This window comes from Pseudomonas sihuiensis (genome assembly GCF_900106015.1).
GTDB lineage: Bacteria > Pseudomonadota > Gammaproteobacteria > Pseudomonadales > Pseudomonadaceae > Aquipseudomonas > Aquipseudomonas sihuiensis.
On the sequence record NZ_LT629797.1, the window covers coordinates 2,179,497 to 2,197,339 of the forward strand.

The 17,843-nt window shown below is 56.8% G+C and carries 13 protein-coding genes; 9 read left to right on the top strand and 4 right to left on the bottom strand.

From position 1 onward, the window contains the following. The first annotated feature begins 55 nt into the window (after positions 1-55). The 7 genes from BLT86_RS10300 (at position 56) to BLT86_RS10330 (ending at position 8,080) form a co-directional block, all read left to right on the top strand. Positions 56-2,146 (top strand): S1 RNA-binding domain-containing protein, encoded by a 2,091-nt coding sequence (locus tag BLT86_RS10300; protein WP_081593852.1) that lies wholly within the window; start codon positions 56-58, stop codon positions 2,144-2,146. Positions 2,147-2,219: 73 nt separating this feature from the next. Continuing rightward, positions 2,220-3,614 carry a Si-specific NAD(P)(+) transhydrogenase gene (sthA, locus tag BLT86_RS10305; protein ID WP_033377771.1) on the top strand — a complete coding sequence of 465 codons (1,395 nt, stop codon included), beginning with the start codon at positions 2,220-2,222 and terminating at the stop codon, positions 3,612-3,614. 30 nt (positions 3,615-3,644) lie between these two features. After that, entirely contained in the window at positions 3,645-4,454 is an 810-nt protein-coding gene (locus BLT86_RS10310; RefSeq protein WP_017679300.1) for an FkbM family methyltransferase, read from the top strand. Continuing rightward, the gene (locus BLT86_RS10315; protein ID WP_017679299.1) at positions 4,451-5,302 is read left to right on the top strand and encodes a patatin-like phospholipase family protein; all 852 of its coding nucleotides are present in this window, start codon (positions 4,451-4,453) and stop codon (positions 5,300-5,302) included. The genes BLT86_RS10310 and BLT86_RS10315 overlap by 4 nt, the downstream gene beginning before the upstream one ends. Positions 5,303-5,440: 138 nt before the next feature. Next, complete coding sequence (locus tag BLT86_RS10320) at positions 5,441-5,824, top strand: glycosyltransferase family protein (protein ID WP_017679298.1); 384 nt, start codon at positions 5,441-5,443, stop codon at positions 5,822-5,824. 88 nt (positions 5,825-5,912) lie between these two features. Further along, a complete protein-coding gene (groL, locus tag BLT86_RS10325) occupies positions 5,913-7,523 on the top strand; it encodes a chaperonin GroEL (protein WP_026088801.1) in 1,611 nt (536 codons plus the stop codon). A gap of 170 nt (positions 7,524-7,693) precedes the next feature. Next, on the top strand, positions 7,694-8,080 hold the full coding sequence (locus BLT86_RS10330) for a diacylglycerol kinase (protein ID WP_017679296.1): 387 nt from the start codon (positions 7,694-7,696) through the stop codon (positions 8,078-8,080). A 54-nt stretch (positions 8,081-8,134) separates the two neighbouring features. Here BLT86_RS10330 and BLT86_RS10335 read toward each other — a convergent pair whose 3' ends face one another. From BLT86_RS10335 to BLT86_RS10350, 4 genes are all read right to left on the bottom strand, one after another. After that, on the bottom strand, positions 8,135-10,012 hold the full coding sequence (locus tag BLT86_RS10335; protein WP_017679295.1) for an LTA synthase family protein: 1,878 nt from the start codon (positions 10,010-10,012) through the stop codon (positions 8,135-8,137). Between the two features lie 64 nt (positions 10,013-10,076). Beyond that, positions 10,077-12,116: an LTA synthase family protein gene (locus tag BLT86_RS10340; RefSeq protein WP_026088799.1), complete on the bottom strand. Its 2,040-nt coding sequence runs from the start codon at positions 12,114-12,116 to the stop codon at positions 10,077-10,079. 52 nt (positions 12,117-12,168) lie between these two features. Beyond that, positions 12,169-12,783: a hypothetical protein gene (locus BLT86_RS10345; protein ID WP_017679293.1), complete on the bottom strand. Its 615-nt coding sequence runs from the start codon at positions 12,781-12,783 to the stop codon at positions 12,169-12,171. Next, positions 12,783-13,967 carry a sialidase family protein gene (locus BLT86_RS10350; protein ID WP_408003031.1) on the bottom strand — a complete coding sequence of 395 codons (1,185 nt, stop codon included), beginning with the start codon at positions 13,965-13,967 and terminating at the stop codon, positions 12,783-12,785. Before BLT86_RS10350 ends, BLT86_RS10345 begins: the two co-directional genes overlap by 1 nt. A gap of 777 nt (positions 13,968-14,744) precedes the next feature. Between BLT86_RS10350 and nhaB the strand changes: the two genes are divergently transcribed. Both nhaB and BLT86_RS10360 read left to right on the top strand, forming a co-directional pair. Next, positions 14,745-16,250 (top strand): sodium/proton antiporter NhaB, encoded by a 1,506-nt coding sequence (gene nhaB / locus BLT86_RS10355; RefSeq protein ID WP_017679291.1) that lies wholly within the window; start codon positions 14,745-14,747, stop codon positions 16,248-16,250. A gap of 61 nt (positions 16,251-16,311) precedes the next feature. Further along, positions 16,312-17,799, top strand: coding sequence for a SulP family inorganic anion transporter (locus BLT86_RS10360; RefSeq protein WP_017679290.1), 1,488 nt, complete (start codon positions 16,312-16,314; stop codon positions 17,797-17,799). Positions 17,800-17,843 lie beyond the last annotated feature (44 nt).

A 17,843-nucleotide genomic window follows, 5' to 3' on the forward strand; every position in this document is an offset into this window, starting at 1 on the left:
AGATCCAACTCGCACCAGGAATTCCATCCTTTGGCTTGCGAGAGGGCTCTATGCCATGTCAATCAGCAGTAAAACCTTCAGCTTCGGTCAACTCGAAGCTTGTGCCGAAATTGGTTGGCTAGGTGACGTTGCACCCTATTCCGTTCTACTACGGCTGGGCCAAGGTAGTGCACTGGCCCGTTGTGAAGTTGCTCAGGGTGTCGAGCATCAGAGATTACAGACAACCTTCCTTAAACGATCCTACGCCCAAGGAGCTATGGCAAATCTTGCGCGTCGTGAAGATCAGCCTTCTGCAATCGACCTGGCCCATGCAGATTTTCTGCAGTCGCTTTTCGATCCAGTAGTTCGAGTATCCCCATCAACCTGCGTGAAACTCGATGTCCAAGTGCTTGAGGAGGATCCGAAGATAGATGCCAGGCTGGCGACTGCTTTGGCTGCGAGCCTTTGCCTGAGCTTGACCGGCCACGTTCAGGGGAGCCCCAAAGCGCTGGTTCAGCTCGCGATTGCCAACGGTAGCTGCCGACTCAATCCGAGCCTGGATATGATTCCATCAGCACAGGCTAGCCTCTGGGTTTTCGGTGACACCGACCATCTGCTGCATGTCGATGGCAGCGCTCGCGAACTCGACGAGGCACTGCTGACCAAAGCGCTGGAAACTGCACACGAGTGCATCAAGAAAACCAGTCAAGTCCTGGGGGAACTTTCCAGCTTGGGAAAGCCTGACTTGGATACCCCCTCTGTGGATGCATCATCCTGTCCCGCTTTGCTCCACAAGGTTCGAGCCCTTGCGACACAGCCTCTGTTCGAGATTTTCTCCATCAAAGATGCGGAGAAACGAGACAGGAGGTGGGATGACCTACACAAAGCCGTCCAGCTCTCGCTCTGCCTGAATGACAACTATCCCGACCACCTGCAGAAAATCACGTCGTGCTTCAGGCAGGTAACCACGGACGTTGTTCGGTCTCGGATACTCGGCGGCCATCTGCGTCCCGACCAGCGTACGGCCGAGCAGCTGCGTCCCCGCAGCAAAATAGAGGTAGGCCATCACAGCAGAGCACATGGCTCGGCCAGCGTGGCGACCAACGGTTCAAGAACTCACGCCACCGCCAGCTTGGGGCTGAATCGTTCGGCACTGGATAAAGTGCAGGGCGCAGCAGCAGAAGCATTCATCGCGCATGTTTACCTGAACTCTAAAGGCTCGCCCTCAGCGGTGAGTGCCGAAGCCACCAGCCGTTGGTTGACCAATGCGCTACGGCCGGCGATGCCTGCCGTTGAAAACTTTCCGTATGCCATCCGGCTGGACTGCGAGTACTGGGGAGACGCCTCTGCTTCGAAGCAAGTTTCACTTTGCGCCGCAACCCTTGCCTTGATGGATGCTGGCGTTCCTTTGAAAGCGCCTGTAGCGGCTGTCGAGGTTGGCCTTCTTCGTTCACCCTCACACTTCAGGGCGCTCAGTGAGCTCGATGATGTCGAACGACCAGCGTGCGACCTAACGGCCACTCTCGCGGGTACTCAGGCCGGCTTGACGGGCATCCATATACGCAGCCAAGGCGTCAAGCTTACTTCCGATATCTTGGCCGTCGTACTTCAGCAAGCTCGACAAAATCGCTTGGAGCTGTTGCTCCGAATGGGCGATGCCTTGGCAACACCACGAACGCTCAACCCTCAGGTGCCAAGAGTACAGATCCTCAAGATATCGCCTAATCAAACCGGTCTTCTGGTTGGGCGCGGAGGCACAACGGTTCGCGCCCTATGCGAGGACACTCGCAGCCAGATCGAAGTATTCCCAGATGGCCGCGTGCTGGTCAGTGCAGGCAATGACCTTTGTTTGCAACGCGCTGTTGCTGCCATAGAGATAACGCTTAAACCCATACGCGTAGGCCAGGTATATCAGGGAACCGTCAGCGGATTTACCGAGAGCGGCGCATTGATCACCCTGGCTCCAGGCCGTACAGGATTGCTGCCCGCGTCGGCCACCCTCAGCCCACAAGCTAGTCCCGAAAAGCAGTTCAAGGTGGGCGAGTCCGTGCGCGCCCTGTGCACGGACCTTGATAAACGTGGCCGCGCCTGGCTCTCGATCAAGGCGCTTTATGAACAAGAGGAAATCGATGACCAACCCGACCCCAGCCCCCTCAGGCTTGCCTAAAAAACCGCCTAGAAAGCAAACGTCGAAGAAGCCACGACGCCAGACAGCTGGCGCCAAGCCAAGAGGGAAAACATTGACAACCTATAACTACGATCTTGTGGTAATTGGCTCTGGCCCAGCTGGTGAAGGCGCGGCGATGAATGCGGCCAAGGCCGGGCGCAAGGTGGCCGTGGTGGACAACCGCCCGCTGGTCGGCGGCAACTGCACCCACCTTGGCACCATCCCGTCCAAGGCGCTGCGCCACTCGGTGCGGCAGATCATGCAGTTCAACACCAACCCGATGTTCCGCCAGATTGGCGAGCCGCGCTGGTTCTCCTTTCCTGACGTGCTGAAAAGCGCCGAGAAGGTGATCGCCAAGCAGGTCACCTCGCGCACCGGTTACTACGCGCGCAACCGCATCGACACCTACTTCGGCACCGCCAGCTTCGCCGACGAGCAGACCGTGGAAGTGGTCTGCCTCAACGGTGTAGTGGAAAAGCTGGTGGCCAAGCAGGTGGTCGTCGCCACCGGCTCACGCCCCTATCGTCCGGCCGACGTCGACTTCCGTCACCCGCGCATCTACGACAGCGACACCATCCTCAGCCTCGGCCACACCCCGCGTCGGCTGATCATCTACGGCGCCGGGGTAATCGGCTGCGAATACGCCTCGATCTTTAGCGGCCTGGGCGTGCTGGTCGACCTGATCGACAACCGCGATCAGTTGCTCAGCTTCCTCGACGACGAAATCTCCGATGCGCTGAGCTATCACCTACGCAATCAGAACGTACTGATCCGCCACAACGAGGATTACGAGCGCATCGAAGGTCTGGAGAACGGGGTGATCCTGCACCTGAAGTCGGGCAAGAAGATCAAGGCCGACGCGCTGCTCTGGTGCAACGGCCGTGCCGGCAACACCGACCAGCTGGGTCTGGAGAACATCGGTATCCAGGCCAATGAACGTGGGCAGATCCAGGTCGACCAGCACTACCGCACCGAGATCAGCAACATCTACGCAGCTGGCGACGTGATCGGCTGGCCGAGCCTGGCCAGCGCCGCGTTCGACCAAGGACGCTCAGCGGCCGGCAGCATTATCGACAACGGCAGCTGGCGTTTCGTTGATGACGTGCCGACTGGCATCTACACCATTCCGGAAATCAGCTCGATCGGCAAGAACGAGCGCGAGCTGACCCAGGCCAAGGTGCCCTACGAAGTGGGCAAGGCCTTCTTCAAGGGCATGGCGCGGGCGCAGATCGCGGTCGAGCCGGTGGGTATGCTGAAGATTCTGTTCCACCGCGAGAGTCTGGAAGTGCTGGGCGTGCACTGCTTCGGCTACCAGGCTGCGGAGATCGTCCACATCGGCCAGGCGATCATGAACCAGAAGAGCGAGGCGAACAGCATCAAGTACTTCATCAACACCACCTTCAACTACCCGACCATGGCCGAGGCCTATCGGGTGGCGGCGTTCGATGGACTCAACCGACTGTTCTGACGACTACCGCCCTAGCGCGAGGAGAAACCGATGCTTAGCGAGCGATACAGGCTCAAGCAGGCAGAGATCAAAACGCGAGGCCTGCTGTCTTTCCCAAGCGATAGCACTGAGGATCTGCAGGCGGTTGCTGAACTCTCCGTAATGCTCAAGTGCCTGGAAGGAACTCGGGAATTCACTAGTCCGAGCTGTGGCTTAAAGATCGCCGTAGATCGGCATTTTTCGCCACGAATGCTCTATTACTTCCTTATAGGCGACTACGAACAGGGCGACCTGGAACTGATCCGCAAGCATGTGCAAACCGGGGATAGAGCGCTTGAACTCGGCGGCGGCATAGGTGTAACGGGCTCGCTACTTGGGCAAGTTACCGGTCAACGCGTGACTGTCTGCGAGCCCAACCCGACTCTTGAGCCCTTGATAAGACGAACATTCAGCGCGAACGGACAACAGCTACGCCTCATACAGGCTGCTGCGGTCAAGGAGTCCGAAGGCGATGGGCGCACGACACTGAACGTGGCTCCTGGCTACTGGTGGTCATCGCTGCTTTCGGTACATGGCGCAACCAGCCTGCAAGTTCAGTCCATTCGGCTGTCACGCCTGCTGGAGCTCACTGAGGCGAATGTCCTACTGGTCGACATCGAAGGCTATGAGCAACACCTATTCGAGGGATGCGACCTGGCACGAGTCGACACGCTGATCATCGAAATTCACGCCCCTAGTTTGGGCGCCCCGAACAGCAGCGCCCTCCTCACCGAGCTGATTCGTCGCGAGTTCGATCTTGTCGACTTTGCCGCACAGAGCTTTGTATTCAAGAGATCACAACGCAAGGAGCAAGTGAGATGACGAAACCTTCTGCGTTGATAGTCGAAGGCGGCGCCATGCGTGGCATATTTGCCAGCGGCGTACTGGACGCCTTTCTCGAAGAGGACTATCGACCGTTCGATATGGCCATAGGCGTTTCAGCGGGCTCGACCAATCTCGTTGGCTACCTGGCCGGCAACCATGGTCGCAGCCGTCGGATTCTGACCGAATACGCGACGCGCAGAGAGTTTATCGACCCGACTCGTTTTCTGCGGGCAGGACACCTTGTCGACGTCGGCTGGCTCTGGGAGGCGACCAAGAACACCGTGCCACTGGACGTGCAACGTTTTGCAACCTGCGGTACGCCGTTGCTCGTTGTCACCACCGAGGTTGCCACCGGGCAGGCGCATTACCTGCAAGCTACGCCGGAGAACATGGATCAGGTATTCCCCGCATCCTGCGCTCTGCCTCTGGTCTATCGGGCATTTCCGACCTACAACGGAATTGCGATGACCGATGGTGGCATCGCCGACTCGATCCCAGTGCTGGAGGCGTACAGAAGAGGCGCCCGGGACATGACGATAATCCTCTCTCGCCCCCTGGGCTATCGAAAGAAGGCCAGCCGCATGCCCTGGCTGACTGCCAGCCTGATGCGACGCCATCCGCAACTTGCCACAGCCATGCTGGCTCGCGCCCAGCGTTACAACGAAGCGCTGACATTCATAGAGCGACCTCCAGAAGACTGCCGGGTTAGGGTGCTAGCCCCCGACTTGGAATTTCCTGTCGGCCGCTTAACCCGGGATCTGGGGCGGCTGCAGAAGGGCTATGAGCAGGGCCACCGCGCCGCCAGCAAGATGCTGCGTTGCTTGAAAAGTACTACTGCCGCATAACCCTGAGCTGCAGATAGCGACAGGAGGAGCGACGCCTTCAAAGCAAGTGTGTACTAGAGCTAGCGAACTGCAAACGAGAGGCCTCCCGCGGTGCTGGCTGCCTCCGACCTTCTCCTTTACCAGTAAGAGGTCCGAGCCATGACAGATGATCAATTCACGCCACTGATCGATTACCTCAAAGCACGCTATGAGCTGATCGCCGCAATGATCAAGACCCTTGAAGCAGGCAAGCCGTTGATCCCACCTCAAGATGGCGAGCAACATCCCAACGGGACTCATGATCGAGAAGATTATGAACGACTACTGCAAACCAGTCGGTCGCAACTAGGCATCGAGCTAAATCGCCTGCAGGCAGCGCTATCGCGCGTACATACCAGCAACTATGGATTGTGCTGCCGTTGCAATTTGCCAATGGAGGAGGCCCGGCTCATTCGTGATCCGGCCGCAGCACTGTGCCAAGAGTGTCTTGATGAGCTGGCCGAAGAACGTGAGCGAGCTAAACGCCTCTTCGCCGGGCGGTAATACCGGTCACAGTACCTCTTCAACTTGGCCCGGCCAGCCGCGTTGACAATCGCCAGCTAAGCGACAGACATAATTGGAGATGCAAGACGTGACAATAAAAGAAATCGAATTCAGTGAGCGGGCGCGCAAACACCTGCTAGACGGTGTAACCAAGCTGGCCGACGCAGTGAAGGTCACTCTAGGTCCGCAAGGACGTAACGTTGTACTGGCGCGTTTTTCCAGCCTCCCCATCGTCACCAAAGACGGCGTTTCGGTGGCTAAGGAGATCGAACTCGAGAATCCTTTCGAGAATACGGGCGCACAGGTGTTGAAAAACATCGCAATCGCCACGGCGGACGCCGCCGGGGACGGCACCACCACCGCCACGGTGATGGCTCATGCGATGTTACGCGAGGGCCTGAAGATGGTGACCATCGGCGCCAGTCCCACTGACCTCAAGCGCGGCATCGATCAGGCCGTAGCCGTCGCGGTGAGCGCTCTAATGAAGCTGTCTCGCCCCTGCACAGACAGCCAAACCATATCCCAGGTGGGTGCCATCTCTGCCAACGGCGACGCGGCCATTGGCCAGATCATCGCTGAAGCAATGGAGCGGGTCGGTAAGGAGGGCGTGATCACTGTCGAAGAGGGCTCCGGTCTGGAAGACTCGCTAAAGGTGGTCGAGGGGATGCAGTTCGACCGCGGTTACCTGTCACCCTATTTCGTTACCAACCAACAGTCCATGATCGTGGAGCTGGACGAGCCCTTGATACTCCTGCATGACAAGAAAATTGCCAGCATCCGTGAGCTGTTACCGGTGCTAGAAGCTGCGGCTGAATCCGGCAAACCGCTGCTGATCGTTGCCGAGGATATCGAAAGCGAGGTGCTTGCCACTCTGGCGGCCAATAACTTGCGCGGAATCGTCAAGGTATGTGCAGTCAAGACCCCGGGCTTCGGCGATAGCCGCAAGACTTGGCTCGCGGATCTCGCGGTGCTGACCGGAGGAGTGATCATTACCGAGGAGCTAGGCCTGTCGCTGGAGAAGGTTGTCCAGGCGCATCTGGGCTCGGCCCGCAGGGTTAGAGTTACCAAGGATAAAACCACTCTCGTTGACTGCGCAGGAAAGGCAAGCGGCGTTACAGCGAGGATTACCGAACTCCGTGCACAGATCAATCCCTCTTGCTCCCGCGACGATAAGGAAAAGCTGCTGGAGCGCTTGGCTAGACTCGCTGGCGGGGTAGCGGTGATCAAAGTGGGCGCTGCCACCGAGGTTGAGATGAATGAAAAGAAAGCGCGAGTCGAAGACGCTCTGCATGCCACCCGCGCCGCAGTAGAAGAAGGCATTGTACCGGGAGGCGGAGTGGCCCTGATCCGCGCCTTGGAAGCCACCCGGGATCTGAAGAGTGGAAACCATGACCAGAACCTTGGTATCCGGATTGTGCAACATGCTATGGAAGAGCCGCTGCGCCAGATCGTGACCAACGCAGGTCTGGAGTCATCGGTAGTGCTGAACAAGGTGCGCGAGGGGCGCGGCGACTTTGGTTGCAACGCTGCCACCGGCGAGTTCGGTAGCATGGCCGCTATGGGTATTCTGGATCCGACCAAGGTCGTCCGCATCGCCCTGCAAAATGCCGCCTCTGCCAGCAGCCTGATGATATCCACCGAAGCGTTGATAGCAGAGAGCACCGAAGAGTCAGGTTTGAGCAAGACGGGTATGCTGTAACCCCTCTGACTCTAGAGAACACCCTGGTGAGCATCGCTGAGCCAGGAGTTCTCTATCTGAGAACATGTCAGACGCGCGTCCGCAATTTACTCACGCAAGCCAGTCTGCATTCTCATCTACCCCTGAAAAATCTGAGAGGGGTCAACTCAATGTATCCACAGGAACAGGCAATGAGCAGCAGTAACGAGCTCGACGCAAAATCACTCAAGGGGCAAAGGGGGCTGACACGGATCTCGCGAGCAGCCGGTTACTCAATCGCAGGTCTTCGTGCCGCCTTCATCGGCGAGGCCGCCTTTCGCCAGTTGTTACTGCTCAACGCGGCGCTGATACCACTGGCATTCACGATGGACGTCAGCCGTATCGAGCGCGTCTTGCTGATAATCGTGCCTATGATGACGCTGATCGTGGAGCTTCTGAACTCTGCAATTGAAGCCGCAATTGACCGCATCTCGACAGACCTACACCCTCTCTCGAAACAGGCCAAGGATATGGGCAGCGCCGCACAGATGTTGGCCCTGGCTGTCGTGATTGTAACCTGGGCAACCATTCTGATTTAGTTCGCACATGTAGCAGCCCACTGACAAAATTACCCAGCGGGCCGCACGCCTCCCCTACTGTTGCATCCAACGATTCAACGACAGGCGCTCCTGACTCTCCTTAACGACGCGTAGCAACCGGCTCTCCATTTTCTGAATGTCTTTAGCACTGTTTCTAATATGCCAGCTATCGACTCTGTTTTTCAGGCTATGCAGCAACCAGCCCTCGGCATCAATCAGACCAACCATTTCACCTTGGGTAATCCAAGCTTGGCCTGGATGTTCGCTGGAAAACACCGAGCGACCAAGCGCAACAAATGGACTTTTGACTCCCATTAGATGTAACAAGGTCGGCAGCAGGTCGTACTGGGATGTAATGCCCTCGTTGCGACCTGGCGCCACGAGACCAGGAGCATATATAACCAGCGGGACGTGATAGTTGCTTCTTAGGTCTTGCCCTTCAGCACGCAGCACATGGTCAGAAGTAAAAATAAATATGGTCTCATCAAACCAATCGGACTGCCTTGCCGAGGCCATGAATTCCCCTAGCGCCCAATCGGCATACTTTAAAGTATTCAAGAAACCGTCTTCACCACCAGGATCATGGGGGCGAATATGAAACCACTCCCCTGGATCGGCAAAGGGCTCATGAGTAGTGCCGGTGAACACAAAGCCAAAAAAGGGTTTTTTATCAACCGCCTGAATTTCGAGTTGCTTATGAAAAAACATCAAAGCTTCATAATCCCAGCCAAACCTCGGCGTGGGCTGAGGGTACTCGCGCAAAAGCGGGAGATCTTCCTGGCCAAAATACTGGCCTATCCCAAGGCTCGCGGCGACTGCATCCATCCGGAACGAACGACGTGTGGAAGATTGCACCATTACGCTGTTATAGCCCTCTTCAGCAGCCAGATTGCCGATTCTCGGCATGTCGACAAGTTCCAGCCCCTCGGAAAGCCTTGGTTGTCCGGGTAGAACGGGAACCCCCGTAAGAATGGCCTGGATTCCCTGAATACTTCTCTGTGCTGCTGCATAATGGTGATCAAAAACAAGCGAATCTTGAATAAGTCGATCCATATTCGGTGTCGCACCATAGGCATTTCCAGCGAGTGCGTCTATGTACTGATGGCTCCAGCTTTCCAGCAATACAAATACGATATTTTTTCCTTGGAGCGGGTGTTTCCCACATTGTTGCAGATGCGGATTGGCGCCAAGCCCACTGGAGTTCAACTCTTCACCCGATTGATCACCAGCAAATGTGCCTCGTCCGCGGAGATTTCGCCAACTATGCAATGCAGTAAAAGCCCCGCTCAGCGCCAAGTTGGCCTGAGCCTGACCGCCCAATGCATAGGCATCCACGATATTCAACGGTTTCCCATCTACCACCCAGCCCCTGCCAGCCAAAACTAGAACTGGAATAAGCAAGACAGACAACAACAACTTGGCTAGGAGCGAGCCTGAACGACCATCCCCTCCGTAAGCTGAGACAACCCGACACCAGCAGAACAAAACTGCAGCAGCGAATACCAAGCCAAATAAAACAAGCCCCAGACGAGAATCCAGAGCCAGATCCAACAGCAAGTAAGCGTCATCTGCCAGAAAGGCAATCTCGCCGCCAATATGGCGACCCACCTCTCCGAAATAGCCAATACTCGCCAGACCAATCAAGATGATAGCGAGCACCGGCATCACCCCGAGATACAACCACGAGCGCTGCCAGTGAGAGCCAAACGGCAGCAGCAAGGCCAATAGAATAGGCGAGAAAGCCAGCGTCACAAGCCCACTATCGAATCGCAGGCCATGAATTAACGCCCCCAGTGTCTGCCGCCAACTGAGTTCAGCGAAAGACTCTGGATAGATGACTAGAAGCACTACCCTGAGCAAGACCAGGATGAAAAATGAAAAAAAGTAAACAAGCAGAAACGGCCTGAGCCGCTCTATTAAAGTGGGCAACATAATAATTTTAAGCTGTATTGGATGATCTATCCGAGGTAGACCGGGAGTTTCTCCCGGTATTTACTCAGTCCTTTCTGACGTTCTGATAGAGCATTAGGCGCGAGGTCTCATGCAGCCCCCGGGTGAGCTCTGCCAAGCGGCGAAACTCTTCGGGGTGCTGCTCAGCGACGTTATCCAGCGGTGTCAGCGAGGCCAGATCATGCAAGGTTGGCTGGCTGCCGTCGTGTTGCATCTGTAGCAGGAAATCTTTGGTCACACCCCCGATCAACGGGAAAGTGCCTTCTCGCAGCACCAGCGGAACCACGCGCTCCCCCTCCGGAGCTGGCTGCTGGATATCGCGCCCCATCGCACCGTTGCGAAATTCCATGCCGGCCATGCCCAGCACGCTGGGCAGCAGGTCGACCAAGCCCACAGCTTCCTCGATAACTCTCGGCTCCAGCAGTTTGGGCGCATGGATCAGCAGCGGGACGTGATTGCTTTCCAGGCCCAGCTTTTCGAATGCAGGCGGCATATGAGGAATCTGGCTGATGCGAGTGTTGTGGTCACCAAACATGACGAAGATGGTGTTGTCATACCAACCACCCTCTTGAGCAATCTCCATCAGGCGCCCGATATTGAAGTCCAGCAGGCGCACCGCGTTGTACTGGGCCAAGCTACGCGAGCCAGCGTTTTGCACGGTTTCCAGCGGCAGATCGAGCACCTCGAAGCCATCGTTCTCCTTGGGAATGGTGAACGGTCGGTGATTGCCCGCGGTCTGGATATAGGCAAAAAAGGGTTTGCCTTCAGCCTGCTGGCGCAGGATTCGATCGCTCTCCTTGAACAGATCGAGATCCGAAATGCCCCAGACATCGACCATGGGCGAAGTCCAATGGCGCTCTTCGAACAGTTGGACATCGTCGATGCTTTGACGAATCAGCGCGTTCATATTGGCCCAGCCGGAGTTGCCGCCAATCATGTAGTACTTGTCGTAACCCTGCAGCGCATTGATCAGGCTGTGCTGGCGGGTGATCAGCGGGTTACGTGTGGCCGTTTCTTGACGTGAAACGTCGGGCACACCGGAAATGCTGGCCCAAACGGTTTTTGCGGTACCGGTGACCGGCACATAGAAGTTTTCGAAGAACCAACTCTGTTTGGCCAGTCGGTCGATATTTGGGGTTGGGTTCAGTGGATTGCCATAGGCACCCACGGCGCTGGTACCGAGGGATTCGAGCATGACGAACACAACATTAGGCGGCTGACTACCGGCAATGGCATAGGATTGCGATGCTTGTTCACGGCTGAAATTCAGGCTCTGCGCATCCGGCTGGTCCACCCCCAGATAGCGACTGACAACATCGTAATGCTCAGCAACCTGCTCCCGATCATAGGGCTGACTGGGGACCTTCAGGGTGTCGTAGAGGAAGATCACCGGGTTCAGGCCGAGCGCCGAGATCTGGTTGTCCCCCGAAAAGAATGCGTCACTCCAGCGCAACGGCACCGGGTTTTCCAGGTTGATGTTGTCGACGCGGCCGAGAATGCCGAGAAAGACCGCCACAACCATCAGCGCGCTGCCCCAAGTCAGCGAAAGGCGGCTGATCGGCTTTTCCGGACGTTCGAGGGTTACCCGCTCCAGGCGCAGCAGCAGCCACCAAACCAGGGCGGTTGCGGCAGCCCAGCCAAGGCTGATCCACACAACCGGATAGGTTTGCCAGACCATGTCGGTGGAGATTTGCGCGTCTTCGAGGAAGCGCAGCACGGTGGCATTGATACGCACACCCAGGTAGGCGTAGTGGCCAAAGTCGATGATATAAACCAGCAGCACCGCGCCGAGCGCCAACGCCAGATACAGCCGCGCTAGCCAGCGCAGCACTCGCGAAGTGATGAGATTCCACACCGGCAGCCAGGCCAGCAAAGCGACTGGCAACATCAGCAAGATGGCCAAGCGAAGGTCGAATCGCAGCCCTATCCCCAGGGTTTGCGATACCGCCTCGACTTCACCGAGCGCGCTGGCCTCAAACCCCGAGAACCCCACGAAGAACAGTCCCCGCAATGCCGCGAGCACCAAGAACAGGATCGTTACCGCGCCAAACCAGTAGTGCAGGCGCCGCGAGTGAAGCCAACCCATCATGCCAAACCTCAAATTTATAGAATCGTCAAAATAGTGCGGCGCCCCGCCATCAAGGGCGTATCGGCAGCCTCAGCTCTTTAGGTGCGTTCGACCGGCTCACGAGCAACTTAATCGCGTAGCCAAGCAAGGCTCCCCAGCAGTACAGAGCAATAAACGGATCGAGCAGATAGTCCCAATAATTCGGAGAGGGCTTAAGGCCCAGGCTGAATGCCAAAGTCGCAAATCCCAGCATGCAGGCCCCCAACCAGTTCCTCAGCATCAACAGCCCTAAGGTCAGCAGGCCTATGATCAGGATCAATGGCCGCGGGTTGTAGCCCAGCCGATAGGGGTCAAAGTAGGACAGCCCCATCGTGGCGGGATAGAGAAATAGCGCCAAAGCCGCTATCAGGACCAACACCTGCAAGCGGATAGTGCGATCCAGTTGCTCCACCAGTCCCATTTTTACCGCTGCAACGAACGTCAGTGCCACCAACGTGGTGATGGCCACGTCATCCGTGAAACTGCGCATATAAGCCGCCAGCGAAAGTCCGTCCACGGGAATGAAACTGATCCCCAGCAGCACGACCAGACGGACAAACTGCAGGGCCGGGCTGAAGCCAAGCCTCGGAATAATGGCGAATGCCAGTAGCGCAAAAGTCAAATGTGCTTGCCAAAGTTCAAGCATCAGAGCTGCTCCTCAAGCCAGGCGTCATTGAAACTGACGTGTTTGATGAAGGTGTTGTTCCAGGAATAGACAAGGTGATAGAGCCCATCGCCGCTCTTGATGAAGTACGGGTATTCATATTCGAAGTCGCAGCCGTGATCCTTGCACACCCGCTGGTCTAGATTTGCCAGAAACTCATCGACAAGGCTCTCTCTGCGCGGTCCGCTGGAACGGAGGAACTTGTCGCCGATAATTTCTCGATAAACCTCAAGACTGAATGGATTGCCATCCGGATCGGGAGACTCGTCCAGATCAATCACTGGCTTCCACAAATCGAGACCGGAATCGGTTCCCATCAGCCGCAGTCGAAAACGTCCATCTTCAAGATCATTCAGAGCAACCAGCAATCCGTGATCAGGCGTAGCCACTGCTGCAAGCGAGGAATTTGGGTTGGCGGGATCGACAGGATAAGGCTCACTCCAGGTTTGCCCCGCGTCCTCGGTTCGACTGGCAAGGACCTTGTGATGAGTGTCACCCGCATAGCGCAACATCGCCACGGCATTGTGCTCGTCCATCGGTACTATCGTGGGTTGCAGGGAGTGCTTGCCCCTGCTGATACGGGTTTTATCGACAACGACGCCGGCCGGACTGATGTACAGGTACTCGGCAAACTTGCCCAGAAATTCGTGATAGACCGGCAGTCCGATGGTGCCGTCACGATGGAACACTGGCGCGTTGCGTACGAGCGTGCTGATGTTCAAGAAAGGGGTAGTGATCAATTGCTTGGGTGCCGACCAGTTTTCGCCAAGGTCATCCGAGTACATGGCATTGATGGCGCTGCCAGCCCAGCCACCAATGGACACAGAGACGTAGAAAAGCCACAGCCGGTTGTCGGGAGCCAGCGCGATAACAGGGTTGCCCAGCTTGCGTATGTGTTTCTGGGTCGCTCTCTCGGTAGATTCCCGCGTAGCAAGAACCACCTCCTCTCCCCACTCGGCTTCTTGGGCGTCGTAACGCGAGCCGCGAACCTGAACATCTGCGGCGCCCTCTCTGGAGCCGGCAAACCAGACCGCCATAAGTCCGCCATCAGGCAGAGATGCGACTGAGGATGCATGAACGAACTCGTCAAGATCCGAAGAGGCGAAACGGCTGCTGTAGAAAGGAGTCTGGGTGACGCCAATTAGCTCAACGGGCCGTTCCGCCATGGCAAAACCGGGCACGTGGCGATCAGGGTGGAGCCACCAGGCGCAAGCAAATACAGCAAAGAGGGAGACAACAGCCAAGCACGAGGGCAGAAAACCGAACTTCTGAGGACGCATTGAAAAAACCATAGTTGCACAAACACGCAAAACTTCCTGCGGATGGCGGGAAGCGACCAGAGACCAGCCTCAGGGACAAAGGCATGGTAGAGGGAGTGTTTGGCTGATTCTTACAAGGGTCTGACTCGACTGCGTAAATAGACGGGGACTGGCCAATTGGCATGCAACGGCAGCCGAGGATCTTGGAGTAGTGAGTTCGCGGATGCAACCTCGAACGCTAATGCTCGCCCAGCGGAAGACTATGCTCGCCCCGACCTCACTCAACTGAACCCCTTATAAAACCTGGGCTCCAGGCGATACCCACGGATTCATAAATGGACAACAACGCAACATTTGGTCAAAAAAAGCCCACAACAAGGCAGTTGCTGCTATCATGATGCCCCGTCCAACGACCCGATACCTAAAAATATCTCGTAGCGATGATGAATTTCTGCTCCCTCCCGGCTGTTACGCCGCCATAAGTTACCCGCCCGCTTTTTAGCGCTACTGCCTGCTGCCGTTTCACTGCAGGCAATTGGTGTGCGCCGTCGACCACGCACGACGGTTCTTCTTACTCCTTACCGCCAGCCCTGCTGAATTTCGGCCAGACCGTATTCGTTCGCCTGTATTTCCAGGGCTGTGGTGTTGCGCCGATTTCATTCGCAACGACTAGAAGAGGCTTCCATGCCCCCAACGACAACCGCTGCCTTTGCGCACAACTTCCTTGGCCATGCGCCAACTTGGTACAAGCAGGTGATTGTCGCCTTCCTGCTGCTCAATCCGTTCTGCTTGTGGCTACTCGGCCCGCAGGTCACCGGCTGGCTGTTGATTGCCGAGTTCATTTTCACCCTGGCCATGGCTCTCAAGTGCTACCCGCTGCTACCTGGCGGGTTGTTGGCAGTGGAGGCCTTGTTGCTTGGAATGACGACTCCTGAAGCGTTGTATGCCGAGGTGACCACCAATCTTCCGGTCATTCTGCTGCTGATGTTCATGGTCGCCGGCATCTACTTCATGAAGAACCTGTTGCTGGTGACCTTCACGCAGATCCTGGTCGGGGTGCGCTCCAAATACTTGCTGGCTCTGCTGTTCAGCATGACTGCGGCACTGCTATCGGCATTTCTCGATGCACTGACGGTCACGGCCGTCATTATCAGCGTGGCGGTGGGGTTCTTTTCCGTCTACCACAAGGTCGCCTCAGGCAAGGGCTACCATCACGGCGAACACAACCATAACTCCGACAAAGAGGTCATCGAGCTGCATCGAGAGGACCTCGAAGGGTTCCGTGCCTTTCTGCGCAGCCTTCTAATGCATGCTGCAGTTGGTACAGCTCTTGGCGGCGTATGCACTCTGGTGGGCGAACCACAGAACCTACTGATCGCGAAGACCGCAGGCTGGGACTTCAAGGATTTCTTCACCCTGATGGCACCAGTGTCCATGCCAGTACTGGCCGCCGGCCTGTTAACTTGTGTTGCCTTGGAAAAACTGCAGTGGTTTGGCTATGGCGCCAAGTTGCCCAAGCCCGTACGCCATGTGTTGGAGGAATTTGCCGCCAGTGAGAAATCCAGGCGCGGCCCCAGCCAGCGAGCCGCGCTGATAATCCAAGCCATCGCCGCACTGGTGCTTGTGCTGGGCCTCGCCCTTCACATTGCCGAGGTAGGCCTGATCGGCCTACTGGTAATCATCCTGATCGCATCGTTCAACGGCGTGACCGACGAACACCAGATCGGCAAGGCCTTTCAGGAGGCCCTGCCATTCACCTCGCTGCTGGTGGTGTTTTTTGCCATCGTCGCAGTGATTCACGAGCAACACTTGTTCAGCCCGATCATCACCGCAGTGCTGGCTCTACCGATTGAACAGCAACCGGGGATGTTCTTCCTCGCCAACGGCGTACTGTCGATGATCAGCGACAACGTGTTCGTTGCAACCGTCTACATCAGCGAAATCAAGCAAGCGCTGGATGCCGGCACCATAGACCGGACGCACTTCGAGCGCTTGGCCATCGCCATCAACACCGGCACCAACCTGCCCAGCGTGGCTACGCCCAATGGCCAGGCTGCCTTCCTCTTCCTGCTAACGTCTGCCATCGCACCGCTGGTGCGTCTGTCCTACGGACGCATGGTGGTAATGGCATTGCCCTATACCTTGGTAATGGGCGGCGTCGGCCTGTTGGCAGTGATTTTTCTCGTTTAACCCGACTTGGCAGCCCTATTGCTAGGCACCCGGTCATAACCTTCAACCTACGGACTTATACATGCTTCAGAAACTCAAGCAAGACTGGTTCTCAAACATACGCGGCGATTTGCTCGCCGGCATCGTCGTTGCTCTGGCCCTCATCCCCGAGGCCATCGCCTTCTCCATCATCGCCGGCGTCGACCCCAAAGTGGGTCTGTACGCCTCGTTCTGCATTTCTGTAGTAATCGCCTTTGTTGGTGGTCGCCCCGGAATGATTACAGCAGCAACGGGCGCCATGGCGTTGTTGATGATCACACTGGTGAAGAACCATGGCCTGGAATACTTGCTCGCGGCCACGTTGCTCACAGGTGTACTGCAGATCGTCGCGGGCTACCTCAGACTAGGCTCACTCATGCGATTCGTTTCGCGGTCAGTGGTTACCGGCTTCGTCAATGCGCTAGCCATTCTGATTTTCATGGCCCAGTTGCCTGAACTGACCAATGTCACCTGGCATGTGTACGCCATGACCGCCGCCGGTCTGGGCATTATTTATCTGTTTCCCTATGTACCACTGGTAGGCAAGGCCATTCCCTCGCCGCTGGTTTGCATCGTGGTGCTGACGGCCATCGCCATGTATTTCGGCATGGATATCCGCAATGTCGGCGATATGGGCCAGTTGCCGGACACCCTGCCCATCTTCCTCTGGCCGGACGTACCGCTGACCTTCGAGACCCTGGCGATCATCTTCCCCTATGCCGCCGCCCTGGCAGTGGTCGGCCTGCTGGAATCGATGATGACCGCAACGATCGTCGATGACCTGACCGACACCAACAGCGACAAGAACCGCGAGTGCAAGGGCCAGGGTGTGGCCAATATCGCCTCCGGCCTGCTCGGCGGCATGGCCGGGTGCGCCATGATCGGGCAGTCGATCATCAACATCAAATCCGGCGGCCGCACTCGCCTTTCAACGCTGTCGGCAGGTGTTTTCCTGCTGCTGATGGTGGTTTTCCTGGCCGAATGGCTGACTAAAATCCCGATGGCTGCTCTGGTCGCGGTAATGATCATGGTCGCCATCGGTACCTTTAGCTGGGATTCGCTGCGCAACCTGAAGAAACACCCGCTGTCGACCAATATCGTCATGGTGGTAACCGTCATCGTCGTCGTGGCCACGCACAACCTGGCATACGGTGTGCTGGCTGGCGTGCTGCTGGCGGCCATGTTCTTCGCCAATAAGGTCGGCCATTACATGCACATCGGTTCCTCGGTTGACAACGATGGCATAAGCCGCACTTACAACGTCACTGGCCAGGTGTTTTTCAGCTCGGCGGACAAGTTCGTAGCCGCATTTGATTTCAAGGAAGCCCTGGAAAAGGTCACCATCGACCTTACTCATGCACATTTCTGGGACATCACTGCAGTGGCAGCGCTGGACAAGGTAGTCGTCAAGTTCCGCCGCGAAGGTACTGAGGTCGAAGTGCTCGGCCTGAACGAGGCCAGCGCCACCATCGTCGACCGCTTTGGCGTACATGACAAACCAGACGCCGTAGACAAACTGATGTCCCACTAAGTCTTCATTAAGTCCGGATAGCCGCTCCCACAAGGAGCGGCACC